This is a genomic window from Myxococcus dinghuensis (genome assembly GCF_024198235.1).
Classification (GTDB): Bacteria; Myxococcota; Myxococcia; order Myxococcales; family Myxococcaceae; genus Myxococcus; species Myxococcus dinghuensis.
In genome coordinates this window covers 73,525-90,994 of sequence record NZ_JAKCFB010000011.1, presented here as the reverse complement: position 1 = coordinate 90,994, position 17,470 = coordinate 73,525, and the positions used below count along the sequence as shown (strand labels likewise).

At 72.2% G+C, this 17,470-nt stretch carries 13 protein-coding genes and 2 riboswitches; of the genes, 8 read left to right on the top strand and 5 right to left on the bottom strand.

The annotated features are described in order from the left end of the window. Nucleotides 1–6: 6 nt before the first annotated feature. From LZ198_RS17095 to LZ198_RS17075, 5 genes are all read right to left on the bottom strand, one after another. The gene (locus LZ198_RS17095) at nt 7–3,156 is read right to left on the bottom strand and encodes a DUF4175 family protein (protein WP_253973049.1); all 3,150 of its coding nucleotides are present in this window, start codon (nt 3,154–3,156) and stop codon (nt 7–9) included. Between the two features lie 385 nt (nt 3,157–3,541). Next, nucleotides 3,542–4,090, bottom strand: coding sequence for a MarR family winged helix-turn-helix transcriptional regulator (locus tag LZ198_RS17090; protein ID WP_253973048.1), 549 nt, complete (start codon nt 4,088–4,090; stop codon nt 3,542–3,544). Between the two features lie 294 nt (nt 4,091–4,384). Continuing rightward, nucleotides 4,385–6,100 (bottom strand): dipeptidase, encoded by a 1,716-nt coding sequence (locus tag LZ198_RS17085; RefSeq protein ID WP_253973047.1) that lies wholly within the window; start codon nt 6,098–6,100, stop codon nt 4,385–4,387. A gap of 150 nt (nt 6,101–6,250) precedes the next feature. Beyond that, nucleotides 6,251–6,604 (bottom strand): ComEA family DNA-binding protein, encoded by a 354-nt coding sequence (locus LZ198_RS17080; protein WP_253973046.1) that lies wholly within the window; start codon nt 6,602–6,604, stop codon nt 6,251–6,253. Then, nucleotides 6,601–6,849 (bottom strand): hypothetical protein, encoded by a 249-nt coding sequence (locus LZ198_RS17075; protein ID WP_253973045.1) that lies wholly within the window; start codon nt 6,847–6,849, stop codon nt 6,601–6,603. The genes LZ198_RS17080 and LZ198_RS17075 overlap by 4 nt, the downstream gene beginning before the upstream one ends. Nucleotides 6,850–7,144: 295 nt before the next feature. On the opposite strand from LZ198_RS17075, the gene LZ198_RS17070 reads away from it, so the two are divergent. The 8 genes from LZ198_RS17070 to LZ198_RS17035 all read left to right on the top strand — a co-directional run bounded on the left by LZ198_RS17070 (nt 7,145) and on the right by LZ198_RS17035 (nt 17,108). Continuing rightward, nucleotides 7,145–8,407: a dipeptidase gene (locus tag LZ198_RS17070; protein ID WP_253973044.1), complete on the top strand. Its 1,263-nt coding sequence runs from the start codon at nt 7,145–7,147 to the stop codon at nt 8,405–8,407. Between the two features lie 155 nt (nt 8,408–8,562). Further along, the gene (locus tag LZ198_RS17065) at nt 8,563–9,666 is read left to right on the top strand and encodes a hypothetical protein (RefSeq protein WP_253973043.1); all 1,104 of its coding nucleotides are present in this window, start codon (nt 8,563–8,565) and stop codon (nt 9,664–9,666) included. Between the two features lie 44 nt (nt 9,667–9,710). Beyond that, nucleotides 9,711–10,307, top strand: a complete 597-nt coding sequence (locus tag LZ198_RS17060) for an RNA polymerase sigma factor (RefSeq protein ID WP_253973042.1) — start codon at nt 9,711–9,713, stop codon at nt 10,305–10,307. Continuing rightward, nucleotides 10,304–11,338 (top strand): tetratricopeptide repeat protein, encoded by a 1,035-nt coding sequence (locus LZ198_RS17055; protein ID WP_253973041.1) that lies wholly within the window; start codon nt 10,304–10,306, stop codon nt 11,336–11,338. Before LZ198_RS17060 ends, LZ198_RS17055 begins: the two co-directional genes overlap by 4 nt. Then, complete coding sequence (locus LZ198_RS17050; RefSeq protein WP_253973040.1) at nt 11,335–12,612, top strand: DUF7305 domain-containing protein; 1,278 nt, start codon at nt 11,335–11,337, stop codon at nt 12,610–12,612. Before LZ198_RS17055 ends, LZ198_RS17050 begins: the two co-directional genes overlap by 4 nt. A gap of 115 nt (nt 12,613–12,727) precedes the next feature. Then, nucleotides 12,728–13,252, top strand: a complete 525-nt coding sequence (locus tag LZ198_RS17045) for an FHA domain-containing protein (protein WP_253973039.1) — start codon at nt 12,728–12,730, stop codon at nt 13,250–13,252. Between the two features lie 5 nt (nt 13,253–13,257). Continuing rightward, a riboswitch (cobalamin riboswitch) is annotated at nt 13,258–13,416 on the top strand. Between the two features lie 58 nt (nt 13,417–13,474). Continuing rightward, nucleotides 13,475–15,520 (top strand): TonB-dependent receptor plug domain-containing protein, encoded by a 2,046-nt coding sequence (locus LZ198_RS17040; protein ID WP_253973038.1) that lies wholly within the window; start codon nt 13,475–13,477, stop codon nt 15,518–15,520. Next, a complete protein-coding gene (locus tag LZ198_RS17035; protein WP_253973037.1) occupies nt 15,495–17,108 on the top strand; it encodes an MXAN_6577-like cysteine-rich protein in 1,614 nt (537 codons plus the stop codon). Before LZ198_RS17040 ends, LZ198_RS17035 begins: the two co-directional genes overlap by 26 nt. Before the next feature lie 42 nt (nt 17,109–17,150). Beyond that, nucleotides 17,151–17,363, top strand: a riboswitch (cobalamin riboswitch). The last annotated feature ends 107 nt before the right edge of the window (nt 17,364–17,470 follow it).

The window sequence follows — 17,470 nt, the reverse complement described above, 5'->3', positions numbered from 1 at the left end:
GGTCGCTCACTTCACCAGCTCCTCGTAGTAGCGCTTCACCTGCTCGCGGTACTTCTCCGGCGCGCCCTGCTTCATCGCGTCCAGCAGGTCCTTGCGGAACTCCTTGGGCGCCTGGAACGCGTCCTCGTCCGGCAGCTCCACCTTCTCCCGAGGGTCGCGCCCGCTGTTGCCGCGCTGCCGCCCGCTCATGCCCCGAGGCAGCGGCAGGCCACCCTTGCCGCCCTTCTGGCCCTGCTGCATCTGCTGCTGGAACTGGCGCAGCCCCTCCAACGCGGCCTGCTGCTCACCGTAGCCCCGGCCCGGGTCCTTGCCCTGCATCCGCTGCGAGGCCTCGCCCATGCGCTGCCCCACGCCCTCCATCTGCTGCGCGGCCTCCTCGCCGAACAGGGGCGCCATCTGCTCCATCTCCTCCATCTGCTGGCGCAGCCCCTGCGCGCGCTGCTCCAGCTGCTGCTGCTGCTGGGCAAGCTGCTGCAACTGCTGCCTGTCCTGCTGCGACATCTGCGAGCCGGGCGGAGGGAAGAGCGACTGCAACTGCCGGTTGACGTCCTGCACGTTGCGCGCGTCGCGCTCCAGCCGCTGCGCCAGGTCCGCGGACTGTTGCCGCACCTCGGGCGGGTTGCCGAACATCTCGTCGAGCTGCTTCTGCTGCTCGCCCATGGCGGAGAGCTGCCGCGCCGCGTCCTCGGCCCGCGTCGCCGCCTCCGCCGCCAGGTCGAAGTCGTTCACCTTCAGCGCGTTCTCCACGTTGCGCAGCTCCGACTGGGCCTCCTCCAGCGGTCGCGCCGCGCGGCTGTTGAGGTGCTCCGGGTTGAGCTTGTCGTAGCTCTGCTGGGCCTGCTGCACCTTGCGCAGGAGCTCGTCCTTCATGCCCTCGCCGCGCTGGGTGAGCCGCTCCCGGTTCTGGTTGCGCGCCTGGTCGCGCAACTGCCGCGTCTGGTCCGCCACCTTCTGCTGCTCGTCCACGGTGCCCTTCAGGTCCTCCATGAACTTGCCGAACTTCTCCGCCAGCTCCGGGTGCTGCTCCCCGCCGAACTCCTCGTTGGCCTCGTCCAGGTTCTTGAGCATCTCGTCCATCTGCATGCCCAGCTCCTGGAGCTTCGCGAGCGCCTCGTCCGTCTTGCCCTCGCGCATCAGCTTCTCCACCTCGTCGAGGGCGCTCTGGAGGTCCTGGTCCTTCATCAGCTCGTTGAGCGCCTCCGCGTTGAGGTGCTCGTCGCGGATGCCCTTGCGCATCTCCGCCATGCGCTGCATCAGCTCCTGGATGCGCTGCTTGAGCTGTTGGATCTGCTCCATGACGGCCTGCCGCGAGGCCTCGTCCGGGTTGGCCTTGAACTGCTCCACCAGCCGCGACAGCTCGCGCCGCTCGTTGGAAAGCTGCTTGGCCAGCTCCTGGATGGCCTCCAGCTTCTGCCGGTCCAAGAGCGACTCCAGGTAGAGGATGTCCTTCTCCAGTTCGGAGATCTCCTCCGTCAGGCCCGCGGCCAGCCGGTTGCCCGTGCCCCAGTCGTCGCCCCGGGCGCGCTGCGTGCGCAGGTACAGGCGGCGGTAGTCCGCGGTGCCGTGGATGTGGCTGCCCAGCGACTCGGAGATGTTGGAGAGGGCGCTGACCAGCTCGCTCGGCACGTCGCGCTCGCGCGACAGCTCCTGCGCCAGCGCGCGCATGTCGGAGATGAGCTGCTGGCCGGTGCTGTCCACGGAGCCCGCGGCGGCGATGGCCTGCACGTCCTTCTGCTTCGCGCGCTCGGGGCCCTCCAGCCGGTCCGCGAGGTGGTCCACCATGCGGCCCCACAGCTGCTCCACCTTCTCCAGCGCGGCGCGCAGGTGCTCGGCGGCGGAGTAGATGCGCAGCACCTGCGTGCGGCTGACGCCCTTCTTCGGCCCCTCCACCGCGTCGTTGTCCTGCGCCTCGATGAAGTAGGTGACGCGGTCTCCGGCGCCCAGCTTGAGGCCGCCCAGGTCCCAGGTGTACGTGTCGCGGCTGCGGCGGCCATCCTCGCGGCGCAGGGGCACGCGGGTGTCCTGCTGCGCGCCGGGCGCGCGGAAGACGAGCGCCAGGGTGGACAGGCCATAGTCGTCCGTGGCCTCGTACTTGAGCGTCACCTTCTGGCCGGGGTCCACCTCCAGCTCCGCCGCGGGCGTCATCAGCGTCACCTGCGGCGCCTTGTCCGCCTCCACGTTGAGCGGGATGTCCGGCCCCACCGCCAGCGCCTTGTCGCGGGGGCCGTAGAACGCGAAGTGGTAGTGGCCGCCCTGCTTCGCGACGAAGCTGCCCTCCAGGTCGCGGTTGCCGGTGACACGCAGGGGCACCGCCTGTCCCTCCACCACCAGCTCCGCGCGCTCCACGGGGCGGTCCGAGCGCGTCTTGAGCACGACCTCCGTGCCCGCCGGCGCGCTCACCTCGCCGTTGGTGCCGGGCACCGTGCGTTGCGCCAGGCCGGTGTAGGCGGGGTAGCGGTACGTCAGCTCGATGTCCCCGGTGATGGGCTCCACCTGCGCGCGCGCCGCCGGGCTCCGCGCGGCCTCCAGCACGCGCGTCAGGCCCGCGGACCACGTGTCACCGAACAGGGCCATCAGCCCCACCAGCAGCACCAGCACGCCGCCGGAGGCCAGCGCGGAGCGGCGCAGCGGCCGGTCATCCACCACCGCGCGCACGTCCACCGTGCGCACGCGCGTGTCCATCTGCCCCAGGAACGCGTCCGCCAGCTCCGGCGAGCCGCGCGCCGGCGAGTCGTCCTGCTCGCGCATCAGCTCCACGGCGGCGAGCACGTCCAGCGACAGCTCCGGGCGCCGCGCGCCCACCAGCCGCGCCGTGCGCGTGTCGTCCCCCACCTGCCGGCCGGAGAGCCACAGGCCGAAGACACACGCCACGGCCACGCCCGCGGGCACCGCCAGCCCCAGCAGCGAGCCGCCCAGCCGCGGCGCCACCAGCGCCAGGAAGCCGCCGCCCACCCACAGCGCGCCCGCGACGGCGAGGCCCAGCGCGAGCCCCTGCACCCACAGGTGCCGGCGCTGGCGCGAGCGCACCGCGGACAGCAGCGCCGCCACGCCCTGGCCCCGCGGCGACCGCTCCACCCGGCCCGGAGGCTCCGGAGGAGGGGGCGGGGGCGGGGGCGGCAGCTCGGGGCCTGGGCTCTGCGGTGTCTCGAGGTTCACGCTGTCCTGTCCGCTCGGTGTCGGAGCAACCCCCGGCGGGGGTGGCTATTTCCCGATTCTCTAGCAACGTCCGACGGGCCGCGAGGTGCTTGGGCCGACGGATTTCATACGGATGAGGCGGGGTGTCCGCCGCCGGAAGGAGGCGGCCGGGAGAGGGTCCGGGAGGCAACGCGCGACGCACCCGGGCCCATCCCCGGGAAACGGGCCCGGCGTGTGTCCTGGGTGACTCGGGGGGCCGTGCTCCGGGGGCGGCGCCTGGAGAGGGGCCGACGACGTGAGGACGGGAGGCGCGGGGGGACGCCTCCTGTCTGGACCGGGGCGCCTGTCAGGGCGCGCAAGACTCCGGAGCGGCGGAAACGACTGAAGAGGGGTGTGGAACGGCCGCTCAGCGGGTGACCGACTTCTGGGCATCCGGCTCGGCGGGGACTTCTTCTTCCGCCGTGGAGGGCACGCCTCCCAGCTCCTGCGCGAGCGCGGTCAGCACGTCCTGGGTACACAGGATGCGGTTGCGCGACATCTTCGCGAGCACGCGCTGCACGGCGGACTCGACGGTGCCCTCGGAGGGGATGTCGAGCGCGCGGCCCGACTCGGTCAGCGCGAAGAGCGCCTTGCGCCCGTCGAGCGGATCCGACTTGCGCTCCAGCAACCCGCGCTTCTCCAGCCGCTTGAGCACCCCCGTCAGCGTGCTCGGGTGCACGTGGAGGATCTGCGCCAGCGACCCCGCGGTGATGCCGGGAAAGCGTCCCACCAGGCGGATGACGAGCCGCTGCGGACCCGTGAGGCCCAGCGTCGACTCCATGCGCTTCGACGTGGATTGGAGCCCATGGTCCACCGCCCACAGCAGCCGCATGAACTCGAGCACTTCACCGAGCGGCGGCCCCTTGGGCCGCTCGCCTTCGTGGGGTTCTGGCTCCCCATTGGCCGTGTCCTTCATGACCTCATCTTCCCTCACCTGCCGCCTCCCTGTCTCTGCAAGTCTTTTGAGCCGCAGGAGGTCTAGCGCGACACGGACCCCCTGCCGTGGAAAATCCGTTGTGTATCAGTCACGGGCAAGACATGGGCGTTCCAATCACACCCGTGCTCGCGTGGACCGCCGGACACCCGCCCCTGGCAGGGGGCCGGCGGGGATTCCAGACGCCCCCCGGCTCGGCGGCCGGGAGGCAGTGGAAGTCCCCGATACCCTTGAAACATGAGGTGATTTTCCGGGCAGGAAGGCGTCGTCCGGGCCTCAGGGCGCGGGGGCCACGGTGGGCTTGGAGGCGGGCGCCGGCTTCTGGGTGGGAGGGGGCGGGGGCGCGGGGGCCGCCACCGGCTTGGCCGGCTCCGGCTCCTTGGGCATCTCCAGCTTCTTCCCGTTCTCCTGGACGATGCGCCGGTACCAGCTCTCCGGGTACTTGGGGTGGTTCACCTTGCCCTGCTCGTCCCGGACGTTGCCGTCGATGTACTTCACCAGCAGCGACTCCCCGAGCTTCCTCCAGCGGGCGTGGACCTTCTCGCCCTGCTGCACCGAGTACGCGGTGAGGTACTGGCGGGCCTCCTCCGGGCTGCGCTTGTAGTGCTCCAGCGCCGTCTTCTCGATGTCCGCCTGGTCCGCGAGGAACTGCCCCTCCAGCGCGCCCTGCTCCTTCTGCACGTCGACGGACATGTCGCTCCAGCGGGCGTAGGCCTGGTTGGAGACCCAGTTGAACACCCAGAAGGACGAGTCCCAGGAGAAGCTGCCCCGGCTGGCCACGCCCTGGGCGAAGTTGCGCGGCACCTGCCGGATGCCGGCGTACATGGGCGTGTAGACGGTCATGGACGTGTCATCCACGCCGAACCAGAGCACGCCGCCGATGGGGGCCGGCATGGACGCGCGCATCTGGGCCACGAAGGAGAAGCCCGTCTGCTGCGTGGAGATGGCGCGCTCGTGGACGTACTGCTTGCCGTCCACCTCCCACGTCATGGGCCGCCAGCGGTAGGGCACCGCGTAGGGGCCGGCGCCCACGTCCTTGGACATGTCCAGCGCGGTGCCCTCGAAGTGGTCGCGCATCAGCCCCATGACGTCCTGCACGGACAGCTTCTTGTCCGGCTTCACCCACAGGGGCAGGCGCTTGCCCGGCGACGAGCCGTCCACCAGCTCCACGCCCAGCTTCTGCGACGGCGCCGCGCGCCGGAAGATGCTCCACACGCGCGCCTCGGAGAAGCGCTGCCCGCCGAAGTCGAGCGGGTTGTATGCCTCCGCGAAGCTGAAGTCCTTGTCCGCGCCCTTGAACCAGCCCTTCTCGCGCGCGAAGGAGATGACGTCCGGGGCGAACAGCGTGTTCTCCGGGTCGTTCTGGGAGAACTGCTGGATGCGCGCCTGGTTGGCGTGCGCGGTGATGTAGCCGTCCGGCAGCCTGCGCGCGACCCACACCGCGCCCTTCTGGCCCTCGCCCTTGCCGATCATCTCCAGGAGCCACGCCTCCTTGGGGTCGGCGATGGAGAAGGACTCGCCGGTGGACGCGTAGCCGTGCTCGGCGACGAGGCCGGTCATCACCTGGATGGCCTCGCGCGCCGTCTTGGAGCGCTCCAGCGCGATGTAGATGAGCGAGCCGTAGTCGACGATGCCCGCGGGCCCCTCCAGCTCCTTGCGGCCGGTGAACGTGGACTCGCCGATGGAGACCTGGTGCTCGTTCATGTTGCCGACGACGGAGTAGGTCGCCGGGGCCTCGGGGATGCGGCCGAGGAACTTGCCGGTGTCCCACTCGATGATGTCGCGCTGGGCGTTGGCCGCGTGGCGGCGCGCGGGCGTGTAGTACAGCTCGCCGTACAGCTCGTGCGCGTCGGCGGCGTAGGTCATCAGGGTGGCGCCATCCGCGGTGGCCCCCTTGTTGACCAGCATGCTGGTGCAGGCGAGCACGGGCGGAGCGACCAGCGCGGCCGACACGGGCAGCGCGGTGAGCAGGGTAGCGAGTCGTCGGGTCATGGCGGCGGATGCTCTATCAGCCGGGGGCCGGATACAAACCACTCTTGCATCCCGCCTGGTCGCTTCCCGGGCACCCACGGAGCGCCACCCGCCGCGGAGGTCGTCCGAGCGGGCGGCGCCCCTCTTTCCGAAGGGTTCAATCCAGGCTTTTCATCGGTTCGTGGCCACCACCTCCTTTCCCTCGGCGGGAGGCGGGAGCACCTGCTCCACCTTCAGCGTGGTGGGGCCGTCCAGCGACAGGTGGGGCTTGAGCTTGAGGAAGCGCTTCTTGCCGAAGCCCTTCACCCGCACCAGCTCCTCCACCCGCTGGAAGCGCCGCCGCGTGCGCTGCTCGATGATGCGCTGCGCCGCCTTCTCTCCGACGCCCGGCAGCAAGTCCAACTGGGCCGCCGTCGCGTCGTTGAGGTTCACCACCCCCGAGTACTGTGTGCGCAGCCGCGCCGCGTCCGCGAGGCCCGGGGTCGTCAGGGAGAGCAGCGCCAGCGCCACCCAGACCGCCCTCACGAATGGCCCCCCGCCGGCACCGCGTCCAGCCCCAGCTCCCCCGCGTACCGCCCGCCCGCGCCGGGCGTCTCCCGCTTCTCCGCCGCCTCGCGCACGTGCAGCTTGCCGTCCAGCGGCAGCACGTCGAGCAGCACGTTCAGCGAGCCATCCTTGTTGACGAAGGCGCTCCCCGCCCGGACCCAGATGCTCCCGCCCTTGCCCTCGCGAATGGAGAACACCGCCAGCCGCTTCCCCGCCATCAGCATCAGCCACCTCCACACTCCGCCTCGCGCCACCACGGCGCGACCGCCTCGTCGGCTCGACCGCCTGAGGTCTGTCCCGGGCTTGAGCAGTCGCCGTGCCAGCGGCGTCCTCCTCGGAGCGCGGCGCAGGTTGGCGTACACGGCGCGCGAAGCCGTCCACGCGCGGGGACGGGCGCGGACGCACACCCGGCTTCCGCGCGGTGAGAGGGCCCCGCGTCGCCCCGGGGCCAGCCCTGGCTTCAAGCCCGGCGGGGGTCGTGGGAGAGTCCCCGGACTTCCTCCCCCCCGAGGTCCCCGCGTGAACCGCTCCGTCCTCGCCGCGATGCTGGTGTTCGGCGCCCCCGTCCTCGCCGCGCCCCCCCCGTCCACGCCCGTGTCCGCGAAGGCGCGCGCCATCCACGAGTCCGCGCTCGTCATCGACACGCACGTGGACACGCCGCTGCGCATGCTGGAGGAGGGCTTCGACCTGGCGGCCCCGCCCGCCGGCGACGTGGGCCACCTGGACCTGCCCCGCGCGCGCGCCGGCAACCTGGGCGCGGCGTTCTTCTCCATCTGGGTGGAGCCCAAGGCGTTCGCCGGGCAGGAGACCCACCGCGCGCTGCGGCTCATCGACGCGGTGCTGACGGCGGTGGAGCGGCACCCGGACCAGCTGGTGCTGGCCCTGTCCTCGAAGGACATCGTGGCGGCGCGCACCGGCAAGCAGAAGAAGCTCGCGGCGCTGATGGGGGTCGAGGGCGGGCACGCCATCCAGGACGACCTGGGCGTGCTGCGCGACTTCTACCGGCTCGGCGTGCGGTACATGACCCTGACGTGGTCCAACACCCATGGGTGGGCCGACTCGTCCGGCGACCTCCAGGACGAGAAGGTGAAGCACCACGACGGCCTCACCGACTTCGGGCGGGACGTCGTGCGGGAGATGAACCGGCTGGGCATGCTCGTCGACATCTCCCACGTGTCCGACAAGACGTTCTTCGACACGTTGAAGGTGACGAAGGCGCCGGTCATCGCGTCGCACTCGTCGGCGCGCGCGCTCACGGACCATCCGCGCAACATGACGGACGAGATGCTCAAGGCCGTGGCCGCCAACGGGGGCGTCGTCATGGTGAACTTCTTCTCCATGTTCATCGACGACGCGTACCGGCGGGAGTACGCGGCGGGGGCCCCGGCGCGGGAGGCCGCCCAGCAGGCGCTCGCGGCCCGGAACAAGGACGCGGACGCGGCCACGCGCTTCCGCGAGGAGTCGGCGCTCGGGCGTGAGCTGGCCGCGCGGGTGAAGCGGCCTCCCTTCGAGTCGCTCGTCGACCACATCGACCACGTGGCCAGGGTGGCGGGCGTGGACCACGTGGGGCTGGGGTCGGACTTCGACGGCATCAACTCCACCCCCGAGGGCATCGACTCCGTGGCGGACCTGCCGCGCATCACCGAGGCGCTGCTCGCCCGGGGCTACACCCGCGAGCAGCTCCACAAGATCCTCGGCGGCAACCTGCTCAGGGTTTTCCGCGAGGCGGAGCGCGTCAGCCGCGAGCTGCGCGCCGCCGCCGCGCCCAACGCCCAGCGCTGACCCGGCGCGCACGCCCTCCGGAATGCAAGGCGTGAAGCCCTCCGCATCCCGGATGGTTGCAGACAGAGCACGTCTTTGCCGTGCGCTTGTTCGAGCCGGGTGCGGGAGGCCCCGGGGCTTCCCGGGCCCTCGCGCGAGACGTTAGCCTTCGCGGTATGGCATGGGGCGTCGTGTGGATCCGGGCGGTGCTCGCCGTCGCGCTGTGCGTCGGCCTCCGCGCGGGCGCGAGCGAACCGGCGTCGTGGCTCGCGTTGGCGAGGATCTCCTCCGAGGAGGACGCGGCGCTGCTCGAGCGGGTCCGGGGGCAGGGCAGCGACCTGCCCGTCGAGTTGCGTGCCATGCCGGGCCCTCCGTTCCAGGGGACACTCCAGGAGCGCTGGCTCACGGGGGCGTCGCTCGCGGAGTCCTACCAGGCGCGCGCCGTCTTCTGGTTCGAGCGCGAGGGGCCGGAGCTGCGCGTGCACTTCCTGGAGCCCGGGGGGCGGCACCTCTTCGTCCGCACCGCGCGCGTGGAGGGGCGGCCCGGAACGTTGGAGTGGTCCGCGGGCGCGGAGGCGGTGGCGCTCGTGGTGCGCTCCGCCCTGCGCGCCGTGGAGGCCGGCAAGCCGCTGGGCGAGGTCGTCACGGCCGTGGCGCCGCCGTCCGAGCCGCTCCCCGTCGAACCCGAGCCGGAGGAGGTCCCCGTCCCGCCGGAGCTGTGGTCCATGCCCCCCGCGGCCCGGCGCACGTCGACGGTGCACTGGCAACTGCTGGTGGGCGGGGTGACGGCGTGGGACGGCTATGCCGGTTCGGGCCACCGGGCCATCCTGCTCGCGTCCGGCTGGGAGCTGCGGTGGGTGCGCATCCGCCTCCAGTTCCTCGCCGGACTCCCCTCGAAGCTGCGGGACTCGCGCACCGTCGTGCACCTGCAGCAGTACACCGCGGGCCTGTGGGCGGACGTGCCGCTGCTCGAGGCTGGCGCGTTCCGGTGGGGGCTGGGCGCGGGCGTGGGCGTCCACGTCTTCGACCGGTCCACGGACCCGCTCTTCCAGGGCATCGAGGCCACGCAGCCCCGCTTCACGCCCGCGCTGCTCGTCGGACCCGACACGTCGTTCCGGTGGCGCTTCGCGCGGATGGCGGCGGTGGAGGTGGGCGTCGCGCTGGACACGGTGGTGGGGCGGCCGGTGCTCGGGTACTCCGAGAACGGAATCTTCGTCCCTCGCAACACGGGGCAGGCCGTCCGACCGCGGCTGGGGGTGTCGCTGGTGGTCCTGCCGTGAGCTCGGATGACCCGTTTTCGCCGCGGCCTCCCTCCATGGAGTCGATGACGAGCCCGGGTCCCGAAGCCATCGGTCGAGCGCGTCCCGGGGGGGACCCGCGAATCCACGCCGCCATCCAGGGGAAGAAGGAGGCCGCCGAGTCGCTGTTGCTGGAGTTGTTGCCCCGGGTGCGCAACCTGGTCCGCTACCTCGTGCGGGGGGACGTGGACGTGGAGGACATCTCCCAGGAGGCGCTCATCGCGCTGTTGCGGGGGCTGTCGACCTATCGCGGGGAGGGGAGCTTCCAGTCCTGGGCGGACCGGGTGGTGGCCCGGACCACGTTCGCCTGGCTCAAGCGCGCGCGAGGCAGCGAGGCGCGTCGGGGCGAGGAGCCCGCGGAGCTGATGGCCGTCCCGTCCGAGGACGCGCCCCCGGACGAGTACGTCCACCGGCGGCGGGTGGTGATGCTGCTGGACCGGATTCCGGACGAGCAGCGACATGCCATGGTGCTGCACCATGTGCTTGGCTTGAGCGTGGTGGAGGTATCGAACGAGCTGGGCATTGCCTTCGAGACGATTCGCAGCCGCTTGCGGTTGGGCAAGGCGGCCCTGCGCGCGCTGGTGGGGGAGGATGGGGACGCGCCGGGCGGGGGGACTGAATGAGCCACATCCCGGATGAAGAGGGCGGTCTGTCGGACGCGCTCCCACCGTTGGATGGGGGCCAGGGACCCGCGCGCCGCATCTCCCGACAGAAGTCCGCGGCGCTGGTGCAGGCCGCGCTGCTCGCCGCGTTCGAGGAGGCCCCGCCACCGCCGCGCCCGGCTCGACGGAGGTGGCCCTGGGTCCTGGTGACGGGCGGCGCCCTCCTCGTGCTGGGGTCGGCGGCCTCCGTGTGGTGGTTCTCCCACCGGGAGCCCGCCTCGAGCGCTTCCGGTGGGTCGCCCCGCGCACGTGGAGGGGACACGTCCGCGCCTTCGGAGGGGATTCGGCACGGGGCCGGGGCGGACGCGGACGAGGGCGCGCCGGGGCCCGAGGCGCGGGTGGGGGGCTCCGTCTCCCCAGCGCGGGCCTCGGCACCCACCGGGAGCCCCGCCGGGCAGGAGTCGGTCCCTCGCTCGTCGGACGCTGTGGAAGCGGTTCCGGGCTCGGTGCGGGGAGGGGCTCCTCGCGACGCGGAGGACGCAGAGGCTTCGACGGGGATTGGCGCCAGGAGGGAGGGTGCTTCGCGCCCTTCGGCGGAGGTCTCGGTGGCCCGTGGCGCGGGCTCGCGGGGCCCGGTGGAGGCCCAGGTCGCTCCCGTGGCGACTCCCGCGCAGGTGGAGGACCTCATGCGCCTGGCCAACACGCACCGCGCGGCGGGCGAGTGGAAGCAGGCGGAGGCCGTCTACCAACGGGTCATCCGCGCCCAGCCACGGGCGATGTCCGCGTATGTGGCACGGGTCGCCTCCGGCTCGCTGCGCCTGGAACACCTGCGCGACGCGCGCGGCGCGCTCCGTCAATTCGAGACGGCCCTGAGGACGTGGCCGGGCGGAGTGCTGGAGCAGGAAGCGCGCCAGGGCATCACGGAGGCCCACCGTGTCCTCGGGAACGCAGCGGAAGAGCGTCAGGCGTTGGAGGAGTTCCTGTCGCACCACCCCGATTCGCCCCATGCGGTGGCGGCGCGTGCGCGTCTGAGGGAGATTTCCGGTCGATGAGTCCCGTCCTCCCGCCGTCGTGCTCCGTCGCGTCGTGGCGCTTCGTCCTGTGGGCCTGTCTGGCGGGGAGTCTCCCGTTCGGTGCCTGCACCGTGAGAGACCCGGTGGCCATCATCGGCGCGCCGGATGGCAGCGTGGGCCCGGTGTCCACGCCGGACAGCGGGACGAGCAGCAGCGAGGACCCGGAGGACGAGCTCGCCGCCTTCTGTGCCTCGAGCGGGCCGTTGCTGTTGGAGGGGTCCAGCGTCACCGACGAGAAGGTCTGCACCGGACACCTTGCCGAGCGCTCGTTCCGTCACGCGTTGTGCTCGTGCGACCGGCTCGCCTTCAGCGCCTCCCTCACCACGGATGCCTTCCGCAGCTCGTTGGGCAAGTACACGCCGGGCGGCGTGGGCGGAGGCGTGGCGACCAACGGGGGGCTCGCCGCGAACGACAGGGTGGACGTCGGCGGCGAGCTGAGCGCGGGCGGCCTGGACGGCATCCGGCTGGGGCGCTCGCTGACGGTCCGAGGTCTCCTCTACAGCGGCGGCCCGCTCACGGGCGACGTCACCGCCGAGGTGATTGGGGATGCCTGGGTGCGTGGCGACGTCGGCCTGGCGTCGTTGAAGGTCGACGGGCGGCTCGCCGTCCCCGAGGGGCGCGTCATGTCCGGCGCCGTGCAGGCCACGCAGTTGAGCCGCGAGCCGGTGGCGTCCGTGGCGCCGTGCGCGTGTGACACGTCGACGCGCATGGACATCCCGGGCCTCATCGCCAACCACGCCACGCGCAACCACAACGCGGCCATCGGCCTGGACGCGGACACGCTGCGAGGCTTCACCGGCGAGCGCTCGCTGGAGCTGCCCTGCGGCCGCTTCTACCTGTCCGGCATCGAGGGCGAGGGCCGCCTGGACCTCGTCATCCGCGAGCGCACCGCCCTCTTCGTCCGCGACGGCGTCGTCATCGGCGAGCGGCTCTCCATCCAGGTGGTCCCTCCAGGGGAACTGGATTTGTTCATCGGCGCGGACATGACGGTCGCGGGCGCGCTTGCGCTGGGTTCGCCCGACGCACCCGCCCGCACCCGGGTGTACGTGGCGGGCACCGGGGCGCTGGGCATCTCCGCGGGCAGCGTCATCGCGGGAAACCTCTACGCGCCCGACGCCACGTTGAACCTGAGCGGCAACGCGGAGGTCTTCGGCTCCCTCTTCGTGCGCCACATCGAGTCCTCGGGGACGCTGGCGCTGCACTACGACGCGGACGTGCTGGCATTGGGGAGCGCCTGCGGCTCCGGAAAGTGAGCCTTGGTACTGGAGGACTCTGGCCAAAGACGTCCAATCGTGAGCATGGGGGTGGACAGCAGACGGGAGCGTGCACAGCTTGCGCTCGCTCTCCCGCCCTGCTGGAGGAACCACCGTGGTCCACCGCCTTCCCACCCTGCTGCGACAGTTCCAGGACGACCGGGAAGGCGTGATGCGGGATGTCGGTTGGCCCGTGCTGGTGTGGGACTCCATGCCGCGCCGTCCGCGTCCGCTGGCGAAGGTGGAGCCGCCCACGATGTCCGGGCGCATCCCTCCCCGGGCCGTGGAGCCCGTCGTCTTCGAGCTGCGCTCGCGCGGCCCCGGCCAGGGCAATGAGGTGACGGTGGGGCGCAGTCCGGACTGCGACATCGTCCTGTCGGAGCCCTCCGTGTCCCGGCAGCACGCGCGGTTCCGTCCGGAGCCGCACACGGAGCTGTGGAGCGTCACCGACCTGGAGAGCCACTTCGGCACGTTCCAGGACGGGGTGCTCATCGTCCCCGGTCGGCCCTCGCCGCTGTTCAGCATGACGACGCTGCGCCTGGGTGGCGCGGAGCTGGTCTTCCTCCAGGCGAGCGCTTTCGAGCAGTACGCGCACGCCTGGGCCCTGGCGTCCGGGGTGCGCTTGACGCGCGGGGGGTGACCCCCTAGAAGGGGGCGGCCCTGGGGTGCCCATGTCGGGCGTTCAAGAGGGAAGCCGGTGCGAATCCGGCGCGGTCCCGCCACTGTGATTGGGCAGCCCGACGCGCTGTGCGCCTGCGGCGAGGGCCCATGAGTCAGGAGACCTGCCCCGGGGTGCGATGTGCCGTCCCACGGCACGCGCGACTGGCCTTCTCTCTTCGATGGAGAGAGCGGAAGGCGGGGCATGCGGCGCACCCTTCTCGCGAGGTCTCTCGTCTGGCTGGCGCTCGGCGTCGCGCCCCTCGCGCATGCCCAGTCCACCGACACCGCCACGGGCGCTGACCCCGCCGAGCCGTCCCCCGCGACACCCCCGGAGTCGCCGCCGACGCGCGGCACCGTGGTGAGGGGCAAGGCCCCGCCGCCGCCAGACTCGCCCGAGCGCAGGGACCCCACGGGCGCCATCACCGTCATCGACGCGACGCGGCGCACGGGGGAGGCGCGTGACTCCGCGGAGCTGCTGGTGGGTTCGGCGGGGCTGGCGGTGCAGGACTCCGGCGGGTACGGGCAGAGCAAGAGCCTGGTCGTGCGCGGCGCCGCGTCCAACGGCGTGCTCGTCTTCCTGGATGGCATCCCCCTCAACGGCGCGGGAGGCATGGCGGACCTGTCCCAGGTGCCCGCCGCGCTGGTGGAGCGCTTCGAGGTGCTGCGGGGCGGCGCGGGCGCCCGCTACGGCGCCGGAGGACTGGGCGGCGCGGTGAACATCGTCACGCGCGCGCCCTCGTCGACCTTCAGAACCAGCGGCGAGGTCACCTACGGGAGCTGGAACACGGCGCTGGGCCACGTCGCCGCCACGGGGCCGCTGCTGGACGGACAGGCGCTGCTGCTGGTGCACGCGGGGCGCTCGGACGGGGACTTCACCTACGAGTTCGACCAGCTCCCCGCCGTGGACGACAACCCCCTCAGCTCCGAGGCGCGCGCGCGCAACGACGCGCGAGGCGGGGGCGCGCTCCTGCGCTACCGGCGCCGCCTGCCGGGGGGCTCGCGCCTGGACGTGCTCACCGAGCTGGCCCTGGAGAACCGCGCGATTCCCGGCACGGTGCAGAACCCCCAGTCGGAGGGGCGCCAGGGGTTGGATCGCCTCTCGCTGGGGTTGCGCTGGTCCGGCGGGCTCGGCGACGCGGGGGCGCAGGGCAGCGCGCGGGGCTACGTGCGCAGCGATGGCCTCGACCTGTCCGGCGGGCTCGCGGGCGACGGGAGCACGCAGCGGCACACGGTGGGCGGCGTGGAGCTGGAGGGCCGCGTTTCCCTGGGCGCGGCGCACGCGCTCACCCTGACGGTGGCGTCGTCGGGGGAGGGCGTCACGAACACGGGCGACGACCAGCGCGCGTCGTGGTGGCGCGGCAGCGTCATGGCCATGGACGAGTGGCGGCTGTTCGACGGCGTCGTGTCCGTGGTGCCGTCGATGCGGCTGGAGCGGGTGGGGCCCTACTGGCTCGTGTCCCCGAAGCTGGGGGCCTCCGTGTCGTTGGGTGGGGGCTTCGGCCTGCGCGCCAACGCGGGACAGTCGCACCGCGCGCCGTCCTTCCTGGAGCTGTACATCCGCCAGGGCACGCTGCTTCCGAACCCGGGGCTGCGGCCCGAGCGCGCGCTGTACGCGGACGCGGCGGTGACGGGGTCGTCCCAGCCGGACGCGCGGGACGACGCGGCGTGGAGCTTCACCGCGGGCGGCTTCGCGGCGCTCTACGAGGACCTCATCGCCTACGAGCTGTATCCGCCGATGCTGGCGCGCCCATACAACTTCGACGCCGCGCGCGTGTGGGGCGCGGAGCTGGAGGGCGAGGCCCGGCCCTTCACCTGGTTGTCCGCCAGCGGCAGCTACACGTGGCTGCGCACGCAGAACCGGTTGGGCGACCCGCGCTTCTTCAACCAGCCGCTGCCGTACCGGCCCCGGCACAAGTGGGTGGGCCGCGTGCGCGCGGGGCCGGACTGGCTCAACGCGCGGACCGAGGTGCTCTACCAGTCCTCGCAGCTCGTCAACCGCACGGGCACGCGCAGCCTGCCCTCGCGCACCTTCCTGAGCGTGGGGGCCTCCAGCACCTTCCTGCGCTCGCCGGACCTGACGCTCTCCGTCGAGGTGAAGAACCTCCTCGACTCGCGAGCGTATGACTTCACGGGCTTCCCGCTGCCGGGCCGCGCCGCGTACGTGTCGCTCGCGGTGTCGCTGGACCGGGACGCCACCCCACCTCCCACCCCCGAGGATTCCCATGCCCCGCGCGTCCCGCCCCGCTGAGTCTCCGCCGCTGGTCGTGTTGCTGCTGTCGGTGGTCGCGCTCTCGCTCACGGGCTGTCCCGACGAGGGCGCGGTGTGTACGGCGGGCCTGTCCGTCTGTGAGGGCGCCTGCGTGGACCTGGTGGGGGACGCGCAGAACTGTGGCGCGTGTGGCAGCGCGTGTGGTGTCGCGGAGGTATGCCAGGACGGCGCCTGCGGCTGTCGCGCGGGGACCCAGTCGTGTGGTGGTGCCTGCGTGGACACGGCGTCGGACGTCGCCCACTGCGGCGCGTGTGGCCTGGCCTGCGCGGCGGGGCAGGTGTGCGAGGCGGGGCGCTGCCAGGAGGGGTGCTCGGATGGGCTGCTGCGCTGCGCGGGCGCGTGCGTGGACGCGGGCTCGGACGTGCTCCACTGCGGCGCGTGCGGCAACGCGTGTCCGGACGTGCAGTCCTGTCACGCGGGGCGGTGTGTCTACGACGTGGTGGCGGCCTGCTTCACCAACGGGCAGCTCGTGGGCATCCAGGCGGGCTCGGACCAGCTCGGGCCCCGGCGGCAGTTCGGCGCGGGGGTGCAGGCGCTCGCGTCATGGGACGGCTTCGTGCTCGCCGCGGACATGACGAACGGGAAGCTGCTCCAGGCGGCGGGAGGTGCCCTGGGGGTGCTGGTGGAGGAGGACTCGCTGGGCGCGACGTCCGGCTCCCCCAACGACATCCTCGTGGACCCGCCCTACGTCTACGTCGTCGACTCGGTGAACAACACGCTCCAGGTGCTCGAGCGCGAGGGCGCCGCGCACGGCAACGGGCTGGGGCTGCGCACGGTGGGGCAGCTCCACCTGGGCGCGAACACCAGCCCGCAGGCGCTGGCCCGCTTCGGGGACATGCTCTACATCCCGCTCTTCGGGACGGGCGGCTCCCAGTTCAAGTTCGGCAACGCCGTGGCGCGGGTGGACATCTCCCAGCCCGAGCAGCCTCGCAGGGTGGACACGATTCCGCTCACCGGGCTGGACCTGAAGCCCTTCGACGGCGGCGTGGTGATGGCGTTGCCGTATTCGGTGGTGGCGACGCGCTCGGCCGTCTACGTGGCGCTCACCAATCTCAATCCGTTCAATAGCTATCGTCCCAACGGCCCGGGAATGCTCGCGCGCATCGACCCCGCGACGGGCGCGGCGACGGCCATCGACCTGGGCGCGGAGCGCTGCCTCAACGCGGGCTACGTGGAGGCGGTGGGCGACCAGCTCGTGGTGGCGTGCCTGGGCGAGGCCATCTACGACGAGGCGAACGGCTACGTGGCGAAGTCCGTGCGCGCCACGGGGCTGGTGCTCGTGAAGGACGACGCGGTGGTGGCCTCCTATGCGCTGAACCCCGGCTGCGAGGTGGGGACGGCGGGCTGCCACCTGTCCGTCGCCAGTCGCTTCGCGGTGGCGAAGGGCGCGGTGTACCTGGCGGATACGAACGCCGGTCGCGTCTTCGTGGTGGAGGTGGGGGACGGACGGCTCACCGAGCGTCGTGGCTCCTCCACGCCCCTGGCGAAGGGGCCCGCGCTGGAGGCCTGCCCGTTGGATCCACGGCGCCCGGTGTCCAATGCCATCGACGTCACCGCGCTGCCCTGAGGTGGAAGCCTGGCGGCATTGACAATGCCTGTCACCCGCCATATCCCGGCGCCTGTTCTTGGTGCCGTCGTGGGTTCACGGCGGCTCTAGGGAACCCGGTGTGAATCCGGGACTGCCCCGCAGCGGTATGCAGGAACGAACGCCGTCACGAGAAGCACTGGCCCCGAAAGGGCTGGGAAGCGACGGCCAGTAGGTGGGTGTCCTCACGCGCCCACGCCTGCGAGTCCGAAAACCTGCCAAGGACCCGTGCCGTACGCACGGACATTCACCGAGGCCTCCGAGGGGAGGCGGCGGAGGCGTTCGTCTTCTTCGCGGGCCCGGTCGTGGCCCGGTGCGCCTTCGGCCGTGTCCCTCCGGAGTCC